Annotated in this window: 21 protein-coding genes; 15 read left to right on the top strand and 6 right to left on the bottom strand. The window is 36.1% G+C overall.

Annotation, left to right across the window (positions count from 1 at the left end; genetic code table 11):
* The first annotated feature begins 211 nt into the window (after window positions 1-211).
* The 8 genes from coaBC to ACEYOS_RS03245 all read left to right on the top strand — a co-directional run bounded on the left by coaBC (window position 212) and on the right by ACEYOS_RS03245 (window position 8,820).
* Window positions 212-1,408 (top strand): bifunctional phosphopantothenoylcysteine decarboxylase/phosphopantothenate--cysteine ligase CoaBC, encoded by a 1,197-nt coding sequence (gene coaBC / locus ACEYOS_RS03210; protein ID WP_373708450.1) that lies wholly within the window; start codon window positions 212-214, stop codon window positions 1,406-1,408.
* A gap of 37 nt (window positions 1,409-1,445) precedes the next feature.
* On the top strand, window positions 1,446-2,351 hold the full coding sequence (locus ACEYOS_RS03215) for a DUF4835 family protein (RefSeq protein WP_373708451.1): 906 nt from the start codon (window positions 1,446-1,448) through the stop codon (window positions 2,349-2,351).
* 180 nt (window positions 2,352-2,531) lie between these two features.
* Window positions 2,532-4,181, top strand: coding sequence for a DNA repair protein RecN (locus ACEYOS_RS03220; RefSeq protein ID WP_373708452.1), 1,650 nt, complete (start codon window positions 2,532-2,534; stop codon window positions 4,179-4,181).
* Between the two features lie 51 nt (window positions 4,182-4,232).
* The gene (locus ACEYOS_RS03225) at window positions 4,233-5,699 is read left to right on the top strand and encodes a DUF5687 family protein (RefSeq protein WP_373708453.1); all 1,467 of its coding nucleotides are present in this window, start codon (window positions 4,233-4,235) and stop codon (window positions 5,697-5,699) included.
* Window positions 5,700-5,729: 30 nt separating this feature from the next.
* Window positions 5,730-6,443: an ABC transporter ATP-binding protein gene (locus tag ACEYOS_RS03230; RefSeq protein ID WP_373708454.1), complete on the top strand. Its 714-nt coding sequence runs from the start codon at window positions 5,730-5,732 to the stop codon at window positions 6,441-6,443.
* 147 nt (window positions 6,444-6,590) lie between these two features.
* Complete coding sequence (locus tag ACEYOS_RS03235; protein WP_373708455.1) at window positions 6,591-7,157, top strand: RNA polymerase sigma factor; 567 nt, start codon at window positions 6,591-6,593, stop codon at window positions 7,155-7,157.
* Window positions 7,138-7,752: a hypothetical protein gene (locus tag ACEYOS_RS03240; RefSeq protein WP_373708456.1), complete on the top strand. Its 615-nt coding sequence runs from the start codon at window positions 7,138-7,140 to the stop codon at window positions 7,750-7,752. The genes ACEYOS_RS03235 and ACEYOS_RS03240 overlap by 20 nt, the downstream gene beginning before the upstream one ends.
* Window positions 7,753-7,782: 30 nt before the next feature.
* On the top strand, window positions 7,783-8,820 hold the full coding sequence (locus ACEYOS_RS03245) for a porin family protein (RefSeq protein ID WP_373708457.1): 1,038 nt from the start codon (window positions 7,783-7,785) through the stop codon (window positions 8,818-8,820).
* A gap of 101 nt (window positions 8,821-8,921) precedes the next feature.
* Here the strand turns inward: ACEYOS_RS03245 and fumC are convergent, their stop codons facing one another.
* Window positions 8,922-10,304 (bottom strand): class II fumarate hydratase, encoded by a 1,383-nt coding sequence (gene fumC, locus ACEYOS_RS03250; RefSeq protein ID WP_373708458.1) that lies wholly within the window; start codon window positions 10,302-10,304, stop codon window positions 8,922-8,924.
* 142 nt (window positions 10,305-10,446) lie between these two features.
* On the opposite strand from fumC, the gene ACEYOS_RS03255 reads away from it, so the two are divergent.
* The 7 genes from ACEYOS_RS03255 (at window position 10,447) to ACEYOS_RS03285 (ending at window position 18,310) form a co-directional block, all read left to right on the top strand.
* Window positions 10,447-11,508 carry a helix-turn-helix transcriptional regulator gene (locus ACEYOS_RS03255; protein WP_373708459.1) on the top strand — a complete coding sequence of 354 codons (1,062 nt, stop codon included), beginning with the start codon at window positions 10,447-10,449 and terminating at the stop codon, window positions 11,506-11,508.
* A 200-nt stretch (window positions 11,509-11,708) separates the two neighbouring features.
* The gene (locus ACEYOS_RS03260) at window positions 11,709-13,316 is read left to right on the top strand and encodes a fumarate hydratase (RefSeq protein WP_373708460.1); all 1,608 of its coding nucleotides are present in this window, start codon (window positions 11,709-11,711) and stop codon (window positions 13,314-13,316) included.
* A 92-nt stretch (window positions 13,317-13,408) separates the two neighbouring features.
* Window positions 13,409-13,687 (top strand): hypothetical protein, encoded by a 279-nt coding sequence (locus ACEYOS_RS03265; RefSeq protein WP_373708461.1) that lies wholly within the window; start codon window positions 13,409-13,411, stop codon window positions 13,685-13,687.
* 297 nt (window positions 13,688-13,984) lie between these two features.
* On the top strand, window positions 13,985-15,073 hold the full coding sequence (gene prfA, locus ACEYOS_RS03270; protein WP_373708462.1) for a peptide chain release factor 1: 1,089 nt from the start codon (window positions 13,985-13,987) through the stop codon (window positions 15,071-15,073).
* Between the two features lie 52 nt (window positions 15,074-15,125).
* Window positions 15,126-15,410 (top strand): hypothetical protein, encoded by a 285-nt coding sequence (locus ACEYOS_RS03275; RefSeq protein WP_373708463.1) that lies wholly within the window; start codon window positions 15,126-15,128, stop codon window positions 15,408-15,410.
* A 145-nt stretch (window positions 15,411-15,555) separates the two neighbouring features.
* Complete coding sequence (gene scpA / locus ACEYOS_RS03280) at window positions 15,556-17,673, top strand: methylmalonyl-CoA mutase (RefSeq protein WP_373708464.1); 2,118 nt, start codon at window positions 15,556-15,558, stop codon at window positions 17,671-17,673.
* 13 nt (window positions 17,674-17,686) lie between these two features.
* A complete protein-coding gene (locus tag ACEYOS_RS03285; protein ID WP_373708465.1) occupies window positions 17,687-18,310 on the top strand; it encodes a hypothetical protein in 624 nt (207 codons plus the stop codon).
* Here ACEYOS_RS03285 and ACEYOS_RS03290 read toward each other — a convergent pair.
* From ACEYOS_RS03290 to ACEYOS_RS03310, 5 genes are all read right to left on the bottom strand, one after another.
* Entirely contained in the window at window positions 18,307-18,813 is a 507-nt protein-coding gene (locus ACEYOS_RS03290; RefSeq protein ID WP_373708466.1) for a hypothetical protein, read from the bottom strand. The two genes, ACEYOS_RS03285 and ACEYOS_RS03290, sit on opposite strands and share 4 nt — an antisense overlap.
* Window positions 18,814-19,142: 329 nt before the next feature.
* The gene (sufD, locus tag ACEYOS_RS03295; protein WP_373708467.1) at window positions 19,143-20,462 is read right to left on the bottom strand and encodes a Fe-S cluster assembly protein SufD; all 1,320 of its coding nucleotides are present in this window, start codon (window positions 20,460-20,462) and stop codon (window positions 19,143-19,145) included.
* Window positions 20,463-20,518: 56 nt separating this feature from the next.
* Entirely contained in the window at window positions 20,519-21,262 is a 744-nt protein-coding gene (gene sufC, locus ACEYOS_RS03300; RefSeq protein WP_373708468.1) for a Fe-S cluster assembly ATPase SufC, read from the bottom strand.
* Between the two features lie 120 nt (window positions 21,263-21,382).
* Window positions 21,383-22,834: a Fe-S cluster assembly protein SufB gene (gene sufB / locus ACEYOS_RS03305; protein ID WP_373708469.1), complete on the bottom strand. Its 1,452-nt coding sequence runs from the start codon at window positions 22,832-22,834 to the stop codon at window positions 21,383-21,385.
* Window positions 22,835-22,858: 24 nt separating this feature from the next.
* Window positions 22,859-23,188: a HesB/IscA family protein gene (locus ACEYOS_RS03310; protein ID WP_373708470.1), complete on the bottom strand. Its 330-nt coding sequence runs from the start codon at window positions 23,186-23,188 to the stop codon at window positions 22,859-22,861.
* Window positions 23,189-23,292 lie beyond the last annotated feature (104 nt).

Raw genomic sequence — 23,292 nt, forward strand, 5'->3', positions numbered from 1 at the left:
AAACCAACTTCAATTGCAATTCAAGAATGGTTAGACGGAGAAATCTATTACAGAAAAACTGACGAAAAGAACTAGTTTCTTTTTCTCTTAAAACTTATAAAAAGTCACAGAACATCTTGTTTTTGTGACTTTTATATTTAATATCATCAACGTTATTAAAATCTATTTGCTAAAATTTAAGTAAATTCGTTTAACTTTTAAATTCTAATTAATGAAACTTCAAGATAAGAAAATCCTCCTCTGTATTTCCGGTGGAATTGCGGCGTACAAAATTAATTTTCTCATCAGAGATTTCATCAAAAAAGGTGCAGAAGTACAGGTTTTAATGACGCCGTCTGCAGAACAGTTTGTCTCAAAACTTACGCTTTCTACGCTATCTAAAAATCCTGTGTACAGCGATTTCTATTCTGAAAACGGAACGTGGAACAATCATGTGGAACTGGCACTTTGGGCAGACGTTATGGTCATGGCTCCTTGCACGGCAAACACTTTAGCCAAGATGGTTCACGGAATTTGCGACAATTTGGTTTTAGCTACTTATATGTCGGCAAAATGCCCAGTCTTTATTGCCCCAGCGATGGATTTGGATATGTATCAACATCCTTCTACCAAGCAGAATTTAGAATTGGCTGAGGATTTTGGCCATCATATCATTCCTGCTGAAGATGGCGAATTAGCCAGCGGATTATCAGGTGTTGGAAGAATGGCCGAACCAGAAACCATTTCTCAAATCATTGAAGAATTGTTTAACGTTAATAAAAGTCTGGAAGGCAAAACGGTTTTAATCACCGCTGGACCAACCTATGAAGCGATTGATCCTGTAAGATTTATCGGAAACCATTCATCCGGGAAAATGGGATTCTCCATTGCAGAAGAAGCTGCCAATCGTGGCGCAAAAGTAATTCTTATTTCAGGGCCAAGTTCTGAACAAACAAGTCATCACAACATAGAAATTCACCAAGTAACTTCAGCAAAAGAAATGTTTGCTAAAGTTTTTGATTATTACGAAAATATAGACATCGCTATTGCAAGTGCTGCCGTCGCCGATTACGCTCCAAAAGAAATTGCTCAGGAAAAGATCAAAAAAAACGACGATTCATTAACGATCAAATTGGTGAAAAATCCAGATATTCTAAAAACGATGGGCGAACGGAAAACCAAACAATTTCTGGTAGGTTTTGCTTTAGAAACTCAAAATGAGGAAGAAAATGCCAAAGGTAAACTTCAGAAAAAAAATCTGGATATGATTGTCTTGAATTCTCTTCGCGATGAAGGAGCCGGTTTTAAAGGTGCTACCAATAAAATTAAAATAATCACACCATCCAGCATCATTGAATTTCCTTTGAAATCAAAAGGAGCAGTGGCCAAGGATATTTTAAATTTTGTGGAAGAACAGATTTCGAAATAATATCCTTAAATTTCCGTTATCAAACTTTACTTTAAAAATGAAGAAACTTTTTACGATATTCATCCTTCTATTTTCGTTTCAATTGAGTTTTTCTCAAGAACTTTTGGCAAATGTACAGGTCAATACGCAACAAGTGAGCGGCAGTAATATGCAGGCTTATAAAACTTTAGAGAAAAATTTACGCGATTTTATCAATAACACAAGTTGGACTGGGAAAAAATTGCAGAATTTTGAAAAGATCAAATGTAATTTCGCCATCGTTATCAATGAGAAAGCTGGAAGCAGCAATTACAAAGCGAGCATCGTGGTGCAAGCCGTTCGTCCGGTTTTTAATACGACTTATGAAACACCACTTTTAAATCTTAACGATACCAACTTTAGTTTTGATTATACCGAAAATGAAAATCTTATTTTCAATGAAAGACAGTTTTCTGGAAAGAATTTAATTGACGTGATCAGCTTTTATGTTTACACGATTTTAGGTTATGATGGCGACAGCTACAAAGTTCGTGGCGGACAACAGTGGTTTGAAAAAGCACAGAAAATTTCTAACAACGCACAGAATCAAAACTTCGCGGGTTGGTCTTTAATGGAAGGAACAAGGACCAGAGGAGCGCTGGTTGATAATATGTTGAAACCTGAGCAAAATACCTTGCGAAACCTTTACTACACGTACCATCGAGCAGGTTTAGACAATTTGGGTAAACAGGATCAATCTTCTGGAAAGAAAATTATTGCAGACGCGTTGATGTTGTTGAAAACTTATGAAAGTAATTTCCAGATGAATTATCCGGTGAATATTTTCATCGATACCAAAAAGCAGGAAATTTTTGACATCTTCAATAGTGGAAATAATGCCAACGTCAATATGGCAGATTTAAAAGCACTTTTCACCATTTTATCTCCAAAAGATATCGACACGAAATGGAATAAGTGGAAATAATTTCCAGCTTACTTTTCATCATCATTTAAAAATAAAATCCAAAACTCACATTGTTAAAACTCTGTTAATATCGGCGTTTTAGAAGATTCTGATTTCGTTTTGTATTTCATAATCTCTTTTAAAGTCTTAAATTTGCAGTCCGAAGTTTAATTTAAAACTACGTAATCGATTTTTCAAAATATGCTTTCAAGAATATTCATTCAAAATTTCGCTCTCATAGATTCACTCGAAATTACTTTAAACAAAGGTTTACAGGTGATTACGGGAGAAACTGGTGCGGGTAAATCAATTATTCTGGGAGCACTTCGTTTGATTTTAGGTGAAAGAGCAGATGTAAAATCGATTCAAATCACTGAAACGAAAAGCATCGTTGAAGCGGAATTTATTATCACCGAAAATTTTAAAACTTTCTTTGACGAAAACGATTTGGATTTTGAAATCAACACTGTTATTCGACGTGAAATTTTACCAACTGGCAAATCACGCGCTTTCATCAATGACGTTCCCGTTACTTTAGAAATATTAAAAAAACTTTCTGAAAAACTGATCGATATTCATTCGCAATTTGAAACTTCTAACTTGTTTGATGAAGAATATCAATTCAAAATGATTGACGGACTTTCGAAGAATAAAACTTTGATCACCAAATACCAGCAGGATTTTTCTGATTACAAAAAGTTGGTCAAAGAACTTGAGCATTACAAAAATCAGCTTTCTGACGGAAATAAAGAAAGCGACTACAAAATCTTTTTGTTAGAAGAACTCCTGGAAGTCAATTTAGATCTGTTTGATTTGGAAGATGTTCAAAGCAGATTAAGCCAACAGGAAAATGCGGAAACAATTATCGAAAATCTTTCTTTGATTTTTAATAAAATGGATGCTGAAGAAATCGGTGTCCTCGATTCTTTGCTGGATGTGAAAAGTAAACTTTCAAAAGTGGCTTCTTTATCACACCAATATTCCAAACTCAATCAAAGGTTAGAAGAACAGTTTGTAGAGTTTAAAGATTTGCTTTTCGACCTTCAAAACGAAGCAGAAAAGATGGAAACCAGTCCAGAAGCACTTTCTGAATTATCTCTGCAACTGAATAAAATAAATTCTCTGTTTTTAAAACATAAAGTAAATTCAGTTCAAGAGTTGATAGAAGTTCGAGATAAAATTCAAAATGAACAAACTGGTTTTGCTGAATTAGAATTCCTGATCAATCAAACCGAGCAGAAAATCACGCTAGCCGCTGAAGGTTTAGAAAAAGTTTCCACTGAATTATCTACCAATCGCAAAAAATCGATTCCTGGTTTCATCAAGAAAACAGAAAAATTATTGAATCAGTTAGGTTTAGAGAAAGCGAAGATTGAAGTTCAATTAACTGATGTTGAAAACTTTAATTCATTCGGTAAAGAGAATATTCAACTTTTGTTTCAGGCGAATTCAGGTTTTCCTTTAAAACCCATTCAAACTGCAATTTCAGGAGGAGAACGATCTAGAGTGATGCTTTCGATTAAAAAACTGATGGCAGAAAATGCAGAACTTCCAACTTTAATTCTGGATGAAATCGACACTGGAGTTTCTGGAAAAGTTGCGGAAGAGATTGGTAATGTGATGAAAGAAATGTCGGCGAACATGCAACTCATCGTGATCAGTCACCTTGCACAAGTCGCTGCTAAAGGAAACGACAACTACAAAGTGATCAAGCGAGAAGTTTCTGGTAAAACTCAATCGACGATCATTTCTTTAAACCAAGAGGAAAAACTTCAGGAAATTGCCCAACTTTTATCGGGTAGTAAAATCACTGAGGCTGCAATTTCACAAGCAAAAGAGTTGATGAAGTAATTTTTCTGTAACATTTTACTTATTTTTAGACTTATCTTTAAAAGTAAGACTATGTACTGGAGACTTCTACAACTTGAATTCAAAAATTTTATACGAAATCCACAATTCGGAGCTAACCTCGGAATGAAAATTCTGATGTTCTTCGGAATGGCTTATTTCAGCGCGATTTTCGTAGCACTGCCTTTTATCCTTTATTTCTTCGCCAAGAAAAAAATGATGGCCGATCCGTTGCTGATTTTTTGTAAATTTTTCATCTACTATTGGGCTTTCGATTTGATCGTTCGCTATTTTTTGCAACAAATGCCGACGCAAAACATCAAACCATTTCTGACTTTAGGAATTAGCAAGAAAAAAATAGTGAATTATACGGTGATTAAAATTCTCGTTAATTTCTTTAACTGGGGAAATCTATTATTTTTGCTGCCGTTTGCTGGCTTGCTTATTTACGATGGAGGTTACTCGATCATTCACGTGCTTATGTTCACCGTTGGTATTTTTGCCATCTTCTACTTTAATAATTTTCTGAATATTTTACTGAATGGAAAAGATGTGGTTTTGTACACTGTCGTCGGTGTGATGGCGGGTTTAGCTGCTTTAGAATATTTTAAAATTATTGAACTCTCCTATTATTCTCAACTCGTCTTCTATAGTTTCTATCAGTATGCAGGTGTTTTTTTGATCCCAATTCTTTTAGCAATTTTAGTCGCTTATCTCGCTTATCAAGAAATTTATAAAAACTTTTATTTGGACAAAGGCCTGGAATTAAAAGTTGCAGAAGGTAAAACTGAGAACATCGCCTTCTTCGATCGTTATGGCGTTATGGGAACTTTTATTAATAATGATATCCGATTATTAAAGAGAAGTAAAGCTGCCAAATCTGCTCTGATCGCCAGTACTTTCTTTTTGTTTTACGGTTTGCTAACTTTTACGAAAGGATATGACAGTAGTTTCATGCAGGTATTTATGGGAATCTTCGTGACGGGCGGATTCATGTTGATGTTTGGTCAGCGCGTCCCAAGCTGGGACAGTTCTTACTATCCTCTTATGATGACGTCAAATGTTCCGTACAAAGAATATTTAAAAGGAAAATGGTCCTTGATTATTATCGGCATTTCAGTCTCAATGATTCTGTCCTCTCTATATCTTTTGATCAGTTGGGAATTTTACCTCACTCTTTTCGCTGCCGGATTGTATAATTTAGGAGTTAATTCTTACATCACGCTTTTGGCAGGTGCCTTTAATAAAAAACCAATTGACCTCAACTCAAAAAGTAAATCGTTCGGTGGTGGCACCAATAATTTCAATATGAAAACAATCCTACTTACCATTCCACAGATGGTTTTACCAATGGCGGTTTTCGCGGTAGTGAAATATTTCTTTGGCATTTATCCAGCGGTGGCAAGTTTAGGAATTTTAGGAATTATCGGATTTTTGATCAGAGATAAAATCTTCGACATCATTGTTAAAGTTTATAAAACTGAAAAATACTCAACACTCAATTCCTTTAAAAACGCTTAATCAGTTATTCTTAATTTAAAAAATTATCAAATGATCTCAATCCAAAATATATCTAAAGTTTACGGCCAGAAAAAAGTCCTTCACATCGAAAATCTTGTGATCCCAAAAGGAGAGAGTTTCGGTTTAGTCGGAAATAACGGCGCCGGAAAAACTACGCTTTTCAGTTTACTGCTTGATTTAATACAGCCAACGACAGGTTTCATAGAGATCGATGGCAACAAAGTCAACGAAAATGAGATCTGGAAAAAGAAAGTTTCCGCTTTTATTGACGACACTTTTTTGATTGGCTACTTAACGCCGGAAGAATATTTCTACTTCCTGGGAGAGCTTCGTGGGCAAACCAGAATTCAGGTTGATGAATTTTTGAAACAGTTTAATGATTTTTTCAATGGTGAAATTTTAAATGCGAAGAAGTATGTTCGTGATCTGTCGAAAGGAAATCAGAAAAAAGTCGGAATTGTAGGTGCTTTAATTGGAACGCCGGAAATTATTGTTTTGGATGAACCATTTGCCAACCTCGATCCTTCGACGCAAATTAAATTGAAAAAATTAATTAAAGACTGGACGAAAAATGAGCAGGTAACCTTTTTAATTTCGAGTCACGATCTTGCGCACACCACAGAAGTCAGCAACAGAATCGTTCTGCTCGACAAAGGCGAATTGGTAAAAGACATCATCACCACTCCCGAAACCTTGAAGGAACTGGAAGATTTCTTTACGACTTCGGTTGAAGTTGCAATTTAAATTCATAATCAAAATCCATTTCCTTTAAATAGAAAGTGGATTTTTTTTAATTCATTATCAATGACTTACAGTTTAAATATTATAAAATTATTTTTTTATGTAACCTTTTCTAAATTTTGTTGTCTTTAAAGTAGAAATAGAATAAGTATGAAGATTTTGTTCAATCATAAAAAAGAGGATTTGCTAAGTCGCCTGCAAAAACAGGATCCGGCTGCGCAGAAAATCTTTTATGAGCAGAATGTAAAAAAATTCCTAAGCATTAGTAAAAGTTATGTCAGCGACATTTATCAGGCTGAAGATTGCGTCATCAAAGCTTTTTGTAAAGTTTTTAAAAGTGTAGAAACTTTTCGCGGAGATGGTAATCTTGAAGGTTGGGCCCGAAGAATCGTAGTGAACGAATGTCTTAATTTTATTAAAAGCCATAAAACCGTCTTTTATATTGATGACATTCACCCTTCTATTTTGGAGGACTTTCACGAGGAAATAACCGATTGTAACTTTAATGCGCAAGAACTTTTAGACCAGCTTCCAGATGCTTATCGCATGGTATTCAATCTTTATGTCATCGAAGGTTGTTCGCATCAGGAAATTTCTGAAATCTTAGACATTTCTTTATCGGTAAGCAAAACACAGCTTTTTAGAGCCAAAGAGAAATTAAGAAAAATCTACTTTCAGCAACAAAAAAACTTGAAAAATGAATACTCCGAAATATAATATCGAGCACGAGATCAAGAAACAGATCGACGAACGGGAATTCGCACCGACCAGAGATCTGTGGTCTGAAATTGAAAGTCAGACTTCAACACCGACTTCCGGAAGAACAAGGATCAATTGGTTTTTAGTGGCGGCTTGTTTAGGTTTACTTTTAACTTTAGGAATAGTGTTGGTTAATAGTGGTGATGAAGAAATTACTCAACCTCAAGTAGTAGAAACAATTGCTCAACCTACGATTTCTCAACCAGAAAATATAATTCAAAAGGAATCACCGCCACTCTTAGTTGAACAGAAAGAGTCTAGTTTAAATAAGATCAACCCAGTTATCCAACCTCAACAAACAAAAATCTCTGATCCAGAAGTGGTTGCTGTCAAAACTCAGATCCCTTCAATCAAACAGAAACAAATCCTTCCAGAAATAACACAAAATCAACTTTCTAGTAGTGTTGCAGTTATCGATTCGTCTAAAATTCCGATCAAGAGAAAAAGATTTGTGGATCCGTCTACGCTGCTTTTTTCAGTCGAACACAAAGATGTTATTGAAAAGTCAAAAGATGGAAGCAACGTGGCAACGATCGACCTGAACTCAAAATAAATTACTTTTAAACTTTTAAAAATTAATAATATGATCAAGAAAATTATCATGACGGGATTGGTATGTTTATACGCCACCTCCGTTAACGCTCAGGTTAACATCAGACTCAATTTTCCAACCAAACAGGATACAGAATTGAGTCCAATTGTGAAAGAGAAGGTAGAAGAATATGCAACGAAAATCAATAATATTATTCAAGAGGAAAAGAAGTTGATGGAACTGGAACTTAACTTTTTAGCAAAAGAAAACCTACCACAAACTGAATTCGATAAAAAGAAAGCAGACATCGCAGACCGTTATTCCACGAAAATAGATGAACGAATTGAAGCTTTAGGTTTTGATTTGGATGAAGTGATTCAAAAGCAGGTTCGATATTCTTTATTAAATTCAGATATCACTTCTGAGGAAGAATTAAAAGCGAAATTGATGAAGAAATTCCGCGCTGTAAGAAACCTAAGTCCTTACGTTTCCTATGGAATAATGACGCTGACTAATGATCAACCTGATAATGACCTCGATAAAAATATCGCCTACAGCAATAATCTGGAAGTTGGTTTTAAATTGAATTACCAATTTGACAGAATGAGTCCGTGGGGTTTAATTTCAGGCTTGGGATTTTCGTGGAGAACCGTTCGTTTGGACAATAATAAATTTTTCGCCAAAGATGCTAATGGTGGAGTTTCTGTTGCAGATTATGGCGGAAACGTCAATAAAAACAAAATGCGAACTGGTTATTTAATGGTTCCAATAGGATTACAATATAACTTCTCAAAACTGAAGAATGCAGGAATGGATATTCAATACAGACCTTACGGTCGCGGATTTAGAATAGCTGCCAATGCTTACGGCGGCGTAAAAATATCCACCAATAACATTGTTCGGGGAGATTTTGAAGATTTTCGTGACCGCTCTAATTATCAGGTGAATCCTTTCGTTTACGGAGCTCAACTTACTTTTTCCTACAACAGCTATAGTCTTTTTGTTAAGAAAGATTTTAGCAATTATTTTAAAGGCAGTTACTTTCCGAACGATAAAGCTTTAGTTATCGGTCTGGCTCTTGGATTATAAATTTTTCATAGTAATTCATATCAACAAAAAACTCTGGAGAACCTCCAGAGTTTTTGCATTATTTGTCTATCATTTATCAGTCTATTATCTAAAAGTCTAATCTAAACCATATCCTCCGGTTTCACCCATTCATCAAACTGTTCCGCTGTTAGTAATCCTAGATTAACCGCTTCTTCTTTCAAAGTCGTGCCGTTTTTATGTGCGGTCTTTGCAATTTTAGCCGCATTCTCATAGCCGATATGCGTGTTCAAAGCCGTTACAAGCATCAATGATTTTTCTACCAATTCTTTAATTCGGGGTTCATTCGGTTCAATCCCAATTGCACAATGATCGTTAAACGAAATACAAGCATCTCCTAACAATTGAGCAGATTGTAAAAAATTATACGCCATGACCGGTTTGAAAACATTAAGTTCAAAATTCCCCTGCGTTCCAGCGAAAGAAATCGTGGTATCATTTCCTAGAACCTGTGCACAAACCATGGTCAACGCTTCGTTTTGCGTTGGATTCACTTTCCCGGGCATAATTGAAGAACCCGGTTCATTTTCGGGAATATGAATTTCGCCAATTCCAGATCTTGGTCCAGAAGCGAGGAAACGAATATCCTGGGCAATTTTATAAAGTGACACTGCCAACTGCTTTAAAGCGCCATGTGTTTCTACAATGGCATCATGCGCAGCTAAAGCTTCAAATTTATTGGGCGCAGTTTCAAACGGAAGTCCGGTAAATTCCGAAATATATTTTGCAACCAAAACATCGTAACCATCTGGAGTATTTAAACCTGTTCCAACCGCAGTTCCTCCTAGAGCGATTTCCTGTAAATGTTCGAACGTATTGGTAATGGCTTTCATGGCATAATCCAGTTGCGCTACATAACCGGAAAATTCCTGACCTAAAGTTAAAGGTGTTGCATCCATCAAATGGGTACGGCCGATCTTGACGACGGTTTTAAAACTTTCTGCTTTTTCATGCAAAGTATTTCTCAGCTTTTCTACAGCCGGTAAAGTATGTTCAACCACTTTTTTATACGCTGCAATATGCATGGCTGTCGGATAAGTGTCGTTTGAACTTTGAGATTTATTCACATCATCGTTCGGATGAATTTCAGATTTTTCTCCTAAAGTTCCACCATTATTAACGTGAGCTTTATTCGAAACAACTTCGTTGATATTCATGTTTGATTGTGTTCCTGAACCGGTTTGCCAAATTACGAGTGGAAACTGATCATTTAAATTTCCCTCTAAAATCTCTTCACAAACTTTCGCGATCATATCTCGCTTCTCATTGGTAAGAACACCCAATTTAGCATTGGTATAAGCCGCGGCTTTTTTTAAATACGCAAACGCTTCTATTATTTCATGGGGCATCGAACCTTCTGGACCGATCTTAAAATTATTTCTGGAACGTTCGGTTTGTGCACCCCAAAATTTGTCTGCAGGAACCTGTACATCGCCCATGGTATCTTTTTCTACTCTGTAATTCATTACTTTTAAATTTATTTTCTTAAAAATAATGATTTTAAGAATGACAGGCAAAAGATCTTGATGATAAAAATCAACAACTTTAATCTATAAAGCCAATCATTCCAGTTAAAAATCCCTAATTTTAATATTAAATTAAAAGATAATGTCGGAAAAGTCAAAAAGACTGATGATGATTTATAGTCGTTTGAAATCTGGGCCCGTAACCATTGATATGCTTCAAAACTGGGCTCAGAAAAATAATATCCAAATTTCAGCGCGCACCTTTTATCGGGATCTCTATGATCTGGAAAACTCTGTTATTCCATCCAATGAAAAACTCGTCGTGGTTATTGGCGAAAAAAACCGCAAGACCTGGAAATTGGAATATGAAAATAATGAAGAACCACTGACCGAATTTGATATTAACTCTTATATCCTTTTTCAAAACTTCCTGCCACTATCTGTTATTTCATCCCGAAAAAATTCTCTCGGAAAAATCGTTCGGCTTTTTTATCAGAAACACAGTAAGAGTCAGTTTGAGCATTTTGTAAACGTAGCAAAACTTCAGATTAAGTCAAGTCATTTTTACGAAGGAACGGTTTTTACAGATTATCATAAAATATTAGACGACTGTATCTGGAGTATTCAAAACAAGAGAAAAATGCAGTTGATCTCTATCAATTATGATTATACTTCTCTTTCAAAAAAAGTATCATTTCCCCAGATTTTTTATCCCGTTCAGATTCTATATCACCGCGGCGTCGTCCATGTTTCGGGTTTTATTGAAGATGATTGTCAGTTGGTCGTCCTAGGTTTAGATCAGATCGAACAATATAAATTAACCAATGATCTTTTTGAAAATAACGATTACGTTCATCATTTAGAAGTTGCGTTGTCAAAAAGATTCGGAATTACTCAAAACATTAATGACGAAGTGTATGAGATTGAAATCATTTTAAGTGAGCGTACAGGAAGGTTTGTGACCAAATTATTTTGGCATGAAACGCAGCAATTTGAAAAATTAGAAAACGGAAACTTCCTTATGACTATGAATTGCGGAATAAACCGAGAACTGATTGGCTGGATCTTTCAGTGGATGTCCAATGCTAAAGTTTTAAAGCCCGATCTTCTAAAAGACCTTGTTGCAGAAAAATACAAAGAAATGGTTCGGTTATACGAGGAGGATAAATCGCTGATTTCTAACAACTCGTATCGTCCTACGTAGGTGGTTGACAACAAATGTCAATGCAAATGATTAAATTTGCGTTACACAAATGATGAAAGAGAAGAGAAACATTTCCAATCTTTCTTAACAAAGGTGAAGGCGGCGTCTTCACCTTTTCTGTTCCTTCAATTTTATTTTATTCATAGCAGAACAATCTTAAATTTTCTTAATTTTACGTTTTCAAAAAACTTACTATTACTATGGAATTCCATTACCAAGAGCCATTCCCAATTTTAAAAGACGACACTCAATATAAAAAATTGAGTTCTGAATATGTAACCACTGAACAGTTAGGAAACCGCGAAATCTTAAACGTTGATCCAAAAGCCTTGGAACTGTTGGCAGAGAATGCATTAGCAGATGTTTCATTTATGCTTCGATCTTCCCACTTGGCCAAACTCAGAAAAATCATCGACGATCCGGAAGCAACAGATAACGATCGTTTTGTAGCATATAATCTTTTACAAAATGCTGCCGTTGCAATTGAAGGAGCTTTGCCTTCTTGCCAGGATACCGGAACAGCGATCTGCGTCGCCAAAAAAGGCGAAAACGTTTACACCGGCGTGGAAGATGCTGCCTGGATTTCTAAAGGAATTTATAATACGTATCAAGAAAAAAACTTAAGATATTCTCAGATTGTTCCTTTAACAATGTTTGAAGAAAAGAATTCTGGTTCTAACCTTCCCGCGCAAATTGACATTTATGCTGAAACAGGAAACGAATATAAATTCTTATTCATCGCAAAAGGTGGAGGTTCCGCCAACAAAACTTTCCTCTATCAGAAAACAAAATCTCTTTTAAACGATAGTTCTTTAGAAGCGTTTGTTAAAGAAAGAATTATGGATTTGGGAACTGCGGCTTGTCCGCCTTACCATTTAGCAATTGTTATTGGTGGAACTTCTGCTGAGTCTAACCTGGCTGCAGTGAAAAAAGCAAGTGCCGGTTATTACGATCATCTTCCAACAGAAGGAAATATGGGTGGTCAGGCTTTCCGCGATTTAGAATGGGAACAGAGAGTCCAGAAAATTTGCCAGAAAAGTTCGATTGGAGCACAGTTTGGCGGAAAATATTTAACGCATGATGTTCGTGTAATCAGACTTCCTCGCCATGCTGCGAGTTGCCCGGTTGGAATGGGCGTTTCCTGTTCTGCTGACAGAAACATTAAAGGAAAAATCACCAAAGACGGGGTCTTTTTAGAGCAGTTAGAAGTTAATCCAAAACAGTTTTTACCCTTAACGCCACCGCATTTAGAAGAAGCAGTTTCTATCGACCTGAATCAACCAATGCCTTTAATTTTAGCCGAACTTTCAAAACATCCAATTAAAACCCGTTTGAAATTGAACGGAACTTTAATTGTTGCCCGCGATATCGCCCACGCAAAAATCAAAGAATTGTTAGACAGCGGAAAACCAATGCCCGACTATTTTAAAAATCATCCGATCTATTATGCAGGTCCCGCAAAAACTCCAGTTGGAATGGCGTCCGGAAGTTTCGGCCCCACTACCGCAGGACGAATGGATGTTTATGTAGATGAATTCCAGGCCAACGGCGGAAGCATGATCATGCTTGCAAAAGGAAACAGAAGCAAAGACGTCACCAACGCCTGCCATAAATACGGCGGTTTCTACCTTGGATCAATCGGTGGACCCGCTGCAATCTTAGCAAAAGAAAACATTACCGCTGTAGAAGTTGTTGATTTCGAAGAGCTTGGTATGGAAGCCGTTCGCAAAATTGAGATCAAGGATTTCCCAGCCTTTATTATTACCGATGACAAAGGCAATGACTTCTTTGAATCTATTGCCCATTAACAAAATTTATAATCAATTTAAATTGTAAAAATCAGGTGTAAATCTTTTGTCCTCATCGAAATTTATCCTATTTTTGCCTAAAATCTATTACAATGGTATTATTATCATCATTCTTCCCTTTCTACCAGTTCCTTTGGACCGTTTATTTCGTAATCATGTTCCTCGTAGGATTCTGGTGTATCTTTATGTTCTTCGGATATGTCATCCCAATTTGGCTTACGGCTGGACTGGCTGAATATTTCGGAAAAACAAAAGAATTTGATCCAGAAGAAGTAAGAAGAAAATTAGTGACCGAGCAAGAAGGAGTAGAACTTCTTTACAGCAACCCAAAAGGGCGTGGTCCATTTCTTCACACCGACGGTCATCACTAGTTGATGTCATTGCTCTCCCACTTTAATTCCGGGAAAAGCAATCACAAAGCAAAATCATATATAATAATCAGTTTCTATTTTTTTAGGAACTGATTTTTTTATTGGGAGTGTCACCATTTTCGTTTTTTGTCAGGCTCTCACCCGCTGTCCGTTATATCTATTGTTCCGCGCTGCTCCACAATAGGATGCCACTTCCATCGGGACTAGAATAAAGTTTCAGTCTTCTTTCCACACCAAAATTGATTCTTTTAATTTGGTTCATTTTTCTTTATCTTTGCACACTACAAAAAATCAGAAATGTCAAAGTCACTTATACCGAAACTCGAAGCCATTAAACAACGCTACAACGAAGTTGCAGATCTCATTATTCAGCCCGAAATCATTTCTGACCAAAAGAAATATTCAACGTTAAATAAAGAATACAGCGATTTAGGAAAAATAGTTTTCGTTTTCGATCAATATATGCAAGCTTTAAAAACCATTGAAGAGTCCGACGAAATTATCGCCGATGGTTCTGACAAAGAGTTTGTTGAAATGGCGAAGCTGGAGAAGTATGAAATGCTTGACAAAATTCCAGGGTTGGAAGAAGAGTTAAAAGTTCTTTTAATTCCGAAAGATCCAACCGATGATAAAAACGTAATCGTTGAACTTCGTGCCGGAACTGGTGGCGATGAAGCTGCAATTTTTGTGGAAGACGTCTATAGAGCTTACGCCATGTACTTCAAATCAAAAGGTTGGAAACACGAAATCACCGATTCCAGTGAAGCTTCGAAAGGCTATAAAGAATTGATTTTGAGAGTAGAAGGAAATGATGGAATCTACGGAATCATGAAATTCGAATCTGGAGTTCACCGTGTACAACGAGTTCCTGAAACGGAATCACAAGGTAGAGTTCACACTTCAGCAATTACAGTGGCTGTTTTGCCAGAAGCTGAAGAAGTAGATTTTGAACTAAATCCAGCCGATATCGAAATGCAGACTTCAAGATCTGGAGGTGCAGGTGGACAAAACGTAAATAAGGTAGAAACGAAAGTTCAGTTAACGCACAAACCGTCAGGAATGGTGGTTGTTTGTCAGCAGGCACGTTCCCAGTTGGCTAACCGTGAATTAGCAATGGAAATGCTTCGTACCAAATTATACGATATCGAATTGCAAAAAGCAGTTGGTGATGTTGCCGCTCAAAGGAAATCAATGGTTTCCACGGGTGACCGTTCCGCAAAAATTAAAACTTATAACTATTCTCAAGGAAGAGTTACCGATCACCGAATCAATAAATCAATGTACAATCTTGATGCGTATATGAACGGTGATATTCAGGAAATGATCGATGCTGTGATTATGGCGGAGAATGCTGAGAAAATGAAAGGCGAGGAAGACAACTACTAATCAAGTTTAAAATATTTTAATATCTTTGAAAAAATTACAACATTTTAGTATTATGAAAAAATCAATTTTTATTTTAGGTGCAGTTGCAGCTTTCGCTTTGACTTCTTGTAAAAAAACCGAAACTGTGAGCACAGATTCTGACATGGACTCTACTGCTTCGGTAGTTATCGTAGACAACGATTCTTTACCAATTACTAATGATTCAACAATCAACGAAATGGACAATGCTGCTGAAAATGCAGTAGATGCTACCGGAAACGCAATCAAAGAAGGTGCAGCTGAAGTAAAAGATGCTGCTAAAGATGCAACAGATGGAGATGGCGATATCACAAAATAATTAAAACTTTTATTTTTTATTGAACCCACATTTATGTGGGTTTTTTATTTTTTAATAATGTCATTTTAAATTTTGAGTCCAAAATTAATTACTATTCAAAAGAAATTGGAAATCATTAACTTTACTTTCTCTAAAGCCATAAAAAATGCGTCAAAAAATACAAAACCAAAATCCAGACTTTTCTTTAAAATCAGAAGCAATACTTCCCTATTTTTTTGAGAAAGACGGTTTGGAAATGAAATCTTCTTACACGGAAAATGATTCAAAAAATTTAACAGAAAAACAATATTCTGCCGGAGTTGCTCCTTATTTACGTGGTCCCTATTCCACCATGTATGTTCAAAAACCCTGGACGATTCGTCAATACGCGGGATTTTCAACAGCGGAAGAATCAAACGCATTTTATAGACGAAACTTAGCAGCGGGACAAAAAGGATTATCGGTAGCATTTGATCTGGCGACGCATCGTGGTTACGATTCGGATCATCCAAGAGTTGAAGGTGATGTCGGAAAAGCTGGAGTTGCTATCGACTCCATCGAAGACATGAAGATTTTGTTTAATGAAATTCCTTTGGATGAGATCTCCGTTTCAATGACCATGAATGGTGCTGTTTTGCCTGTTTTGGCTTTTTATATTGTCGCTGCAGAAGAACAGGGAGTTTCTCAGGATAAATTATCGGGAACCATTCAGAATGACATTTTAAAAGAATTCATGGTGCGAAATACTTACATTTATCCACCAACACCTTCTATGAAAATTATCGCCGATATTTTTGAATATACTGCTCAAAATATTCCGAAATTTAATTCAATTTCAATTTCTGGATATCATATGCAGGAAGCTGGTGCAACACCGGTTTTAGAAATGGCTTACACTTTAGCAGATGGTTTAGAATATGTGAGAACTGGAATGAAAGCCGGAATGAAAGTCGATGATTTTGCTCCCCGACTATCCTTTTTCTGGGCGGTCGGCATGAATCATTTTATGGAAATTGCGAAAATGCGGGCAGCTCGTTTTATCTGGGCAGACTTATTAACGCAATTTAATCCGCAGAATCCGAAGTCTTTAGCCTTAAGAACGCATTCGCAAACATCTGGTTGGAGTTTAACCGAACAGGAACCTTTCAATAATATTACACGAACAGCCATCGAAGCTTTATCTGCCGCTTTGGGTGGAACGCAGTCTTTGCACACCAATGCTTTGGATGAAGCGATTGCTTTACCAACTGATTATTCCGCAAAAATTGCCAGAAATACCCAGATCATTTTACAACAGGAAAGCGGAATATGCGATGTTGTAGATCCAATGGGCGGAAGTCACCTGGTAGAGAGTCTGACGCAACAAATGATTGATGAAGCCATGAAATTCATCGATGAAGTGGAGAAAGAAGGCGGAATGACCAAAGCCATCGAAGCCGGAATTCCGAAAATGAGAATCGAAGAAGCCGCGGCTAAAAAACAAGCTAAAATTGATAGTGGTGAAGAATTTATTATCGGTGTAAATTCTTTCAAATCTACTCAAAAGCAAATGGAATTGGATATTTTAGATATCGATAATTCTGAAGTCCGAAGAAAACAGATCGAAAGATTACATCAGATTAAAAAGGATAGAAATTCTGAAGCGGTTTCTGAAATTTTAGATCAATTAAAAGAATCTGCAAAATCTGGAGAAGGAAATCTTCTGGAAATTTGCATCGAGGCAGCAAGACGAAGAGTGACATTAGGAGAAATGAGTGACGCTATGGAAGAAAGCTTCGGGCGTTACAAAGCGAATATCAGAACCATACAAGGAGTTTATGCCATGAATGCAAGCAAAAATGAATATTTCCCCAAAGCACTTGCTTTAACTGAAAAGTTTGAAGAGCACGAAGGAAGACGACCAAGAATTATGGTTGTAAAAATGGGACAGGACGGACATGACCGTGGCGCAAAGGTAGTAGCCACAGCATTTGCCGACATGGGATTTGATGTCGATGTTGCACCCTTATTTCAAACTCCTGAAGAAGTGGCAAAACAAGCGGTGGAAAATGATATTCATATTTTAGGTGTTTCTTCTTTAGCGGCGGGACATAAATTTCTTGTTCCACAAGTGGTAGCAGAATTAAAAAAACTAGGTGCAGAAGATATTACTATTGTTGTTGGTGGTGTGATTCCTAAACAGGATTATGATTTTCTTTATGAAAATGGAGCAGATTACATTTTCGGACCTGGAACGAATTTACCGAAATCGGCGTGTGAGATTTTGGAAGGATTTCTAGGCTAATTTGAATCTTGTGGTGAGAAAAAATACCTTGTTTCTACTTTTAATTGCTCTTCTTTTTTCCTGTAGGAAAAAAGACGAAAATTTAAACTTAAAATATGAAGTTTTAAATCAACTGATATCGGAGGATATCGCCAATGATCTGGTTACTAATAATTCCAGAAGTTATCTTTACAAATCTAACTCTGCAACAAATATTCAAATTATAAATTTAGATACTGAAAAACTAGATGATAATACAATAATTTTTAATTCAATTGAGTTGAAAAGCGATTCAATATTTTCATCAAATGATATTGACTACCTAATTTCCCAAACTGTTCCTTTCGATTCAAAACAATTCGATTTAGATAAGAAAAAAATTTATGGAAAAGTAAATATTATAAAAAATGAAGGTTTGAAAGAACTTCAAAATAATTATAGTAGTCCACAAGATTATTGGGCAAAATTTAAAATCAAATTTGGAGACAAATGTATAAGAAATTACTCCGAACCAATTTTTAATCTAACTAAAAACATTTGTATCATAAAAATTTCAGAATCCTGTGGACCTTTAGAAGGTGGAGGAATGACTTCTATTTTACAAAGAGTTAACGGAAAGTGGAAAGTAATTAAATCTCTTGAGCATTGGGTAAATTAAAGGGAACCAATTAATTTCTCAACTTCACTTTTCTGCTCTAAATATTTTTTCTGCAACTCCGAATCCTCTCCCATTCTTTTATAATATTCCAAAGCTTTTTCACCGAAGAATTTTTTATGAAAATCTGAAACATCAGGAACGAGGGGAAATTTTTTATGGAAAAGCATTTCGTAATAGGCTTGAAATTCTCTTTCGTTTTTATCTTCTACTAAAGTTTCTCGCGCTTTCTGTCGAACGTGTAACATTTCGTGTGCCACCATGTTTGCAACTAAATTCAGATCGAAATCGAAAAGGTTTTTCGGAATCATCACCATTTGTTTTTCACCGAGAAATCCTTCTGTAGTCAACAACATTTTATTCGGTTCTACTTCCGGACGGAAACCAAATCCTGCAAAGCTATCACTATTTAACTGAAACGTGTCAATAAGATAATGAGCAGCGTCAAAAATCTGGTCGTGTTCTTTGTAGGCGTTGATGTGATTTTTGATAGGTTCTAAATTCATGATTTAAAATAAATATTATACTATTCCTGTATTTCTTTTTTCACGCGATCCCGATAGCCATCGGGACGCAAAGGAATTACAAATACATTTTGAAAAATTACGGCGCAAAAGCGTTTCACTGAACAACGGCGCAAATTACAGATAATTTTTAGTAAATATTTAGCGTGGATAAATTAGTTAGAATATACATTTCGGCTAAACAAAACTCATTGTTGCAATAAAAAAACGGGCTAAAAGCCCGTTTCTACTGATTGATTATCTTTTCGTTTTGAAAACAAATGTTTCTAGCTTGTTCAAGATTGCGACCGCTCGTCTTTAAGGACGAGACTCTACTCAATATCTTCGAACTCCATATCTACTTCTAGTTTCTCCGCTAAAAGTTTAGAGATCTTCACTCGAAGTGGTTCGATATCGATATTTTCCATGGCGTCATTGGCGAAGGCGAATAATAACATTGCCTGCGCTTCTTTCTTGGAAATTCCACGTGCGCGAAGGTAAAACAAAGCGTCTTCATTCAACTGACCGACTGTACAACCGTGTGAACATTTCACATCGTCTGCGAAAATTTCTAACTGTGGCTTGCTGTCAATCGATGCACCTTCATCGAGCAAAATATTGTTGTTTTGCTGATAAGCATTGGTTTTCTGAGCGATTTTATCTACGTAAACTTTACCATTGAAAACCCCGTGAGATTTACCTTTGTAAATTCCTTTGTAGTTTTGGTAACTCTCGCAATTTGGTGTTTTGTGATGAACGGCAGTATGGTGATCGACCAGTTGATCGCCATCGATAATGGTAATTCCATTCATAAACGAATTGATATTCTCGCCGTTATGAATAAAATCCAAATTGTTACGCACCAATTTTCCACCAAACGAAAACGTGTTGACTGTCGTTAAACTATCGCGTTCCTGTTTTGCAAAAGTATGATCCATCATATAAGAGGTATCACTGTCATTTTGTACTTTATGCCAATCTGCTTTCGCATTTTGTGCCGTGAAAATCTCCGTTACCGTATTGGTGAAAACATAAGTTTCATCAAAATTATGGTGACTTTCAATCACTTCAATTTTAGAACCCTGTTCTGCAATCAGTAAGTTACGCGTATTGTAAAAAGTATTTTCGTCTTGATTTTGAGAGATATAGAAAACGTGAATTGGTTTTTCAATCACGACATTCTTTGGAACTTTCAAGAAAAATCCTTGCTTGCAGTAAGCAGTATTCAAGTTCGTAAACGCTAAATTCTGGTCCGCGATGGTATTGAAATAGTGGTCGAAAACATCTTTGTGCTTCGGATCATTCAACGCGTAATTGAACGATAGTAATTCAACATTTTCAATTGAAATCTTGGATAATTCTTTGTGCAAACGTCCATTAATAAAAACGATCCAGTCAAAGTTCTCCTCGCCCAAATGCAATTCTGCAATTTGTTCTTTTGAAATCGTATGAGCTTCTTTGGGGAAGAAATTATAATTCTTCTCGGTGATCTCTCTTAAGTTCGTGTATTTATATTCCTCGTCTTTTTTAGTTGGAAAGCCAAAATGAAAGAACTTTTTCAAGGCAGCATTTCGGGTCTCATCGAGAAAACGGTGTTGAAGCGTTTCTAAAAAAGATGCGTGGTTGTTTTGTATATTTTCTAATAGAGCCATTGTATTGATTTGAAATTCGACATTTTAAAAGGAAATTGCAGTTTACAAATTCCAAATTAATTCAAAAGCCAATCGTACCCTTTGTCTTCTAATTCTAAAGCAAGTGATTTATCACCGGTTTTGATGATTTTTCCGTCAGCTAAAACGTGCACAAAATCGGGCTCGATATAATCTAAAAGTCTTTGGTAGTGCGTAATTAACAAAACAGCGTTTCCTTCTTTTCTGAAAGAGTTCACTCCGTCTGCAACAATTCTCAAAGCGTCGATATCTAATCCTGAATCGGTTTCATCAAGAATAGCCAACTTTGGATTTAACATCATCATTTGGAAAATCTCGTTTCTTTTCTTCTCACCTCCAGAAAACCCCTGGTTTAAAGAGCGGTTTAGAAACTCTCTCTTAATATTTAGCTTCTCTGAATTTTCTTTTACCAACCCTAACATTTCTTTTGCAGACATATTTTCTAAACCTTTTGCTTTTCGGTTTTCGTTGATAGCTGCTTTGATAAAGTTGGTAACGGTAACTCCAGGAATTTCTACCGGATATTGAAAGGAAAGGAAAATTCCTTCATGTGCTCTTTCTTCTGGAGCATCTTCGATAATGTCTTTTCCTTCGAAAAGAATTTCACCATCGGTTACTTCGTATTCTTCTTTTCCTGCAATAACAGAAGCCAAAGTAGATTTACCGGCTCCGTTTGGTCCCATGATGGCATGAACTTCACCTGGATTTATTTGTAGATTGATTCCTTTCAAGATTTCTGCTCCGTCCTGGATTCTAGCGTGTAAGTTGTTAATTTTTAACATAATATGAAATGAGGTAATTAGATAATTTAAAAGTTAATTACTTCCTGTTTTTTTACTGTTATGATATATTTTATGTCATAGGGTTTCACCCTATGCTGTTTGATTACGCCACTTCGTGGTTTATCCAACTGAACCTTCCAAAGATATTTCTAATAATTTCTGTGCTTCGATGGCAAATTCCATCGGTAGTTTATTCAACACTTCTTTTCCGAAACCGTTGACAATTAAAGCGATTGCTTTTTCTGTACTGATTCCTCTTTGGTTACAATAGAAGATTTGATCTTCACCGATTTTTGAAGTTGTTGCTTCGTGTTCCAGTTGTGAACTTGTATTTTTAACTTCAATATAAGGGAAAGTGTGCGCTCCACATTCATTACCCATTAATAAAGAATCACATTGTGAAAAATTACGCGCTCCTTTGGCAGAAGGCATCATTTTCACTAATCCTCTATAAGAGTTATTTGATTTTCCGGCTGAAATTCCTTTAGAAATAATGGTTGATTTGGTATTCTTTCCGATGTGGATCATCTTGGTTCCAGTATCAGCATACTGATGATGATTGGTTACTGCAATCGAATAAAATTCACCAACTGAGTTATCACCTTTCAAAATACAACTCGGATATTTCCAGGTTACGGATGAACCGGTCTCAACTTGCGTCCAGGAGATTTTTGCATTTTTCTCACAAATTCCGCGTTTTGTTACGAAATTGAAAACTCCACCCTTACCTTCTGAATCTCCAGGATACCAGTTTTGTACGGTCGAGTATTTAATTTCAGCATCATCCATAGCGAATAATTCTACTACAGCGGCGTGTAATTGATTTTCATCTCTTGCCGGTGCAGTACAACCTTCTAAGTAGGAAACGTAACTTCCTTCATCAGCGATCAGTAATGTTCTTTCAAACTGTCCACTTCCTGATTTGTTTATTCTAAAGTAGGTAGAAAGTTCCATCGGACATTTAACGCCTTTTGGAATATAGCAGAAACTTCCGTCAGAAAATACGGCTGAGTTTAAAGCTGCATAGTAATTATCACCTCTTGGAACTACTTTTCCGATATACTTACGAACCAATTCCGGATAATCTCTGATTGCTTCAGAAATTGCACAGAAAATAATTCCTTTATCTTTTAACGTTTTTTGGAAAGTAGTTTTTACAGAAACTGAATCGATCACAATATCCATCGCAACGCCCGAAAGTCTTTTTTGCTCCTCGATATTGATTCCTAATTTAGCAAAGGTTTTCAATAATTCAGGATCAACTTCATCTAAACTTGCTAATTCTGGTTTTACAGTTGGCGCTGAATAATATCGAATGGATTGAAAGTCCGGCTTTTCATAAGTCACATTGGCCCAATCAGGCTCCTCCATTTTCAACCATATTCTGTACGATTCTAATCGCCATTCGGTCATCCATTCCGGTTCTTCTTTTTTCGCCGAAATCATTCTCACAATTTCTTCTGATAAACCATTCGGAAAGTCGTCATATTCGATATCCGTGGTAAAACCGTATTCATATTTCTGATTTTCAAGATCAACCCTAAGATCGTCTTCTGTATATTTTGTTGCCATTTCTTTTAGTAAAAATTAAATGTTTTACAGTGAGAAACTCTCACCGCAACCGCAAGTTCTGTTTGCATTCGGATTATTAAATACAAAACCTTTCCCATTCAACCCTGCTGAAAAATCAAGTATTGTTCCTGCTAAATAAAGTACTGATTTTTTATCGACAATGATTTTAATTCCATTATCCTCAAAGATCTGATCTGAATCTGTTTTTTCATTGTCAAATTTCAGTACATATTCTAAACCGGAACACCCGCCGCTTTTTACGCCGACTCTGATATAATCTTCAAAAGGTTTGAAGCCGTCTTCAGTCATTAACTGAATGGCTTTTTCTTTTGCTAGATCGCTTACTTTTATCATTGTTTTTATTTAGAATCATTTTAGATTGCAAAATTACTAATAATATAATGAATATCAAATTTGCTTCGGTATATTTGTCTATCAATCTCATAGACGCAAATCTT

The sequence above is a fragment of the Kaistella sp. genome, assembly GCF_041824135.1.
Taxonomy (GTDB): Bacteria; Bacteroidota; Bacteroidia; order Flavobacteriales; family Weeksellaceae; genus Kaistella.

What these genes read in the sequence shown, in the direction of transcription:
- ACEYOS_RS03245 (WP_373708457.1), top strand. Translation starts at nt 7,783, where the DNA reads ATGATCAAGAAAATTATCATGACGGGATTGGTATGTTTATACGCCACC.
- ACEYOS_RS03275 (WP_373708463.1), top strand. Translation starts at nt 15,126, where the DNA reads ATGAAAAAATCAATTTTTATTTTAGGTGCAGTTGCAGCTTTCGCTTTG.
- ACEYOS_RS03235 (WP_373708455.1), top strand. Translation starts at nt 6,591, where the DNA reads ATGAAGATTTTGTTCAATCATAAAAAAGAGGATTTGCTAAGTCGCCTG.
- sufD (WP_373708467.1), bottom strand. Translation starts at nt 20,462, where the DNA reads ATGGCTCTATTAGAAAATATACAAAACAACCACGCATCTTTTTTAGAA.
- ACEYOS_RS03220 (WP_373708452.1), top strand. Translation starts at nt 2,532, where the DNA reads ATGCTTTCAAGAATATTCATTCAAAATTTCGCTCTCATAGATTCACTC.
- sufC (WP_373708468.1), bottom strand. Translation starts at nt 21,262, where the DNA reads ATGTTAAAAATTAACAACTTACACGCTAGAATCCAGGACGGAGCAGAA.
- ACEYOS_RS03265 (WP_373708461.1), top strand. Translation starts at nt 13,409, where the DNA reads ATGGTATTATTATCATCATTCTTCCCTTTCTACCAGTTCCTTTGGACC.
- prfA (WP_373708462.1), top strand. Translation starts at nt 13,985, where the DNA reads ATGTCAAAGTCACTTATACCGAAACTCGAAGCCATTAAACAACGCTAC.
- ACEYOS_RS03240 (WP_373708456.1), top strand. Translation starts at nt 7,138, where the DNA reads ATGAATACTCCGAAATATAATATCGAGCACGAGATCAAGAAACAGATC.
- ACEYOS_RS03255 (WP_373708459.1), top strand. Translation starts at nt 10,447, where the DNA reads ATGTCGGAAAAGTCAAAAAGACTGATGATGATTTATAGTCGTTTGAAA.
- scpA (WP_373708464.1), top strand. Translation starts at nt 15,556, where the DNA reads ATGCGTCAAAAAATACAAAACCAAAATCCAGACTTTTCTTTAAAATCA.
- sufB (WP_373708469.1), bottom strand. Translation starts at nt 22,834, where the DNA reads ATGGCAACAAAATATACAGAAGACGATCTTAGGGTTGATCTTGAAAAT.
- ACEYOS_RS03310 (WP_373708470.1), bottom strand. Translation starts at nt 23,188, where the DNA reads ATGATAAAAGTAAGCGATCTAGCAAAAGAAAAAGCCATTCAGTTAATG.
- coaBC (WP_373708450.1), top strand. Translation starts at nt 212, where the DNA reads ATGAAACTTCAAGATAAGAAAATCCTCCTCTGTATTTCCGGTGGAATT.
- ACEYOS_RS03290 (WP_373708466.1), bottom strand. Translation starts at nt 18,813, where the DNA reads ATGAATTTAGAACCTATCAAAAATCACATCAACGCCTACAAAGAACAC.
- ACEYOS_RS03225 (WP_373708453.1), top strand. Translation starts at nt 4,233, where the DNA reads ATGTACTGGAGACTTCTACAACTTGAATTCAAAAATTTTATACGAAAT.
- ACEYOS_RS03260 (WP_373708460.1), top strand. Translation starts at nt 11,709, where the DNA reads ATGGAATTCCATTACCAAGAGCCATTCCCAATTTTAAAAGACGACACT.
- fumC (WP_373708458.1), bottom strand. Translation starts at nt 10,304, where the DNA reads ATGAATTACAGAGTAGAAAAAGATACCATGGGCGATGTACAGGTTCCT.
- ACEYOS_RS03215 (WP_373708451.1), top strand. Translation starts at nt 1,446, where the DNA reads ATGAAGAAACTTTTTACGATATTCATCCTTCTATTTTCGTTTCAATTG.
- ACEYOS_RS03230 (WP_373708454.1), top strand. Translation starts at nt 5,730, where the DNA reads ATGATCTCAATCCAAAATATATCTAAAGTTTACGGCCAGAAAAAAGTC.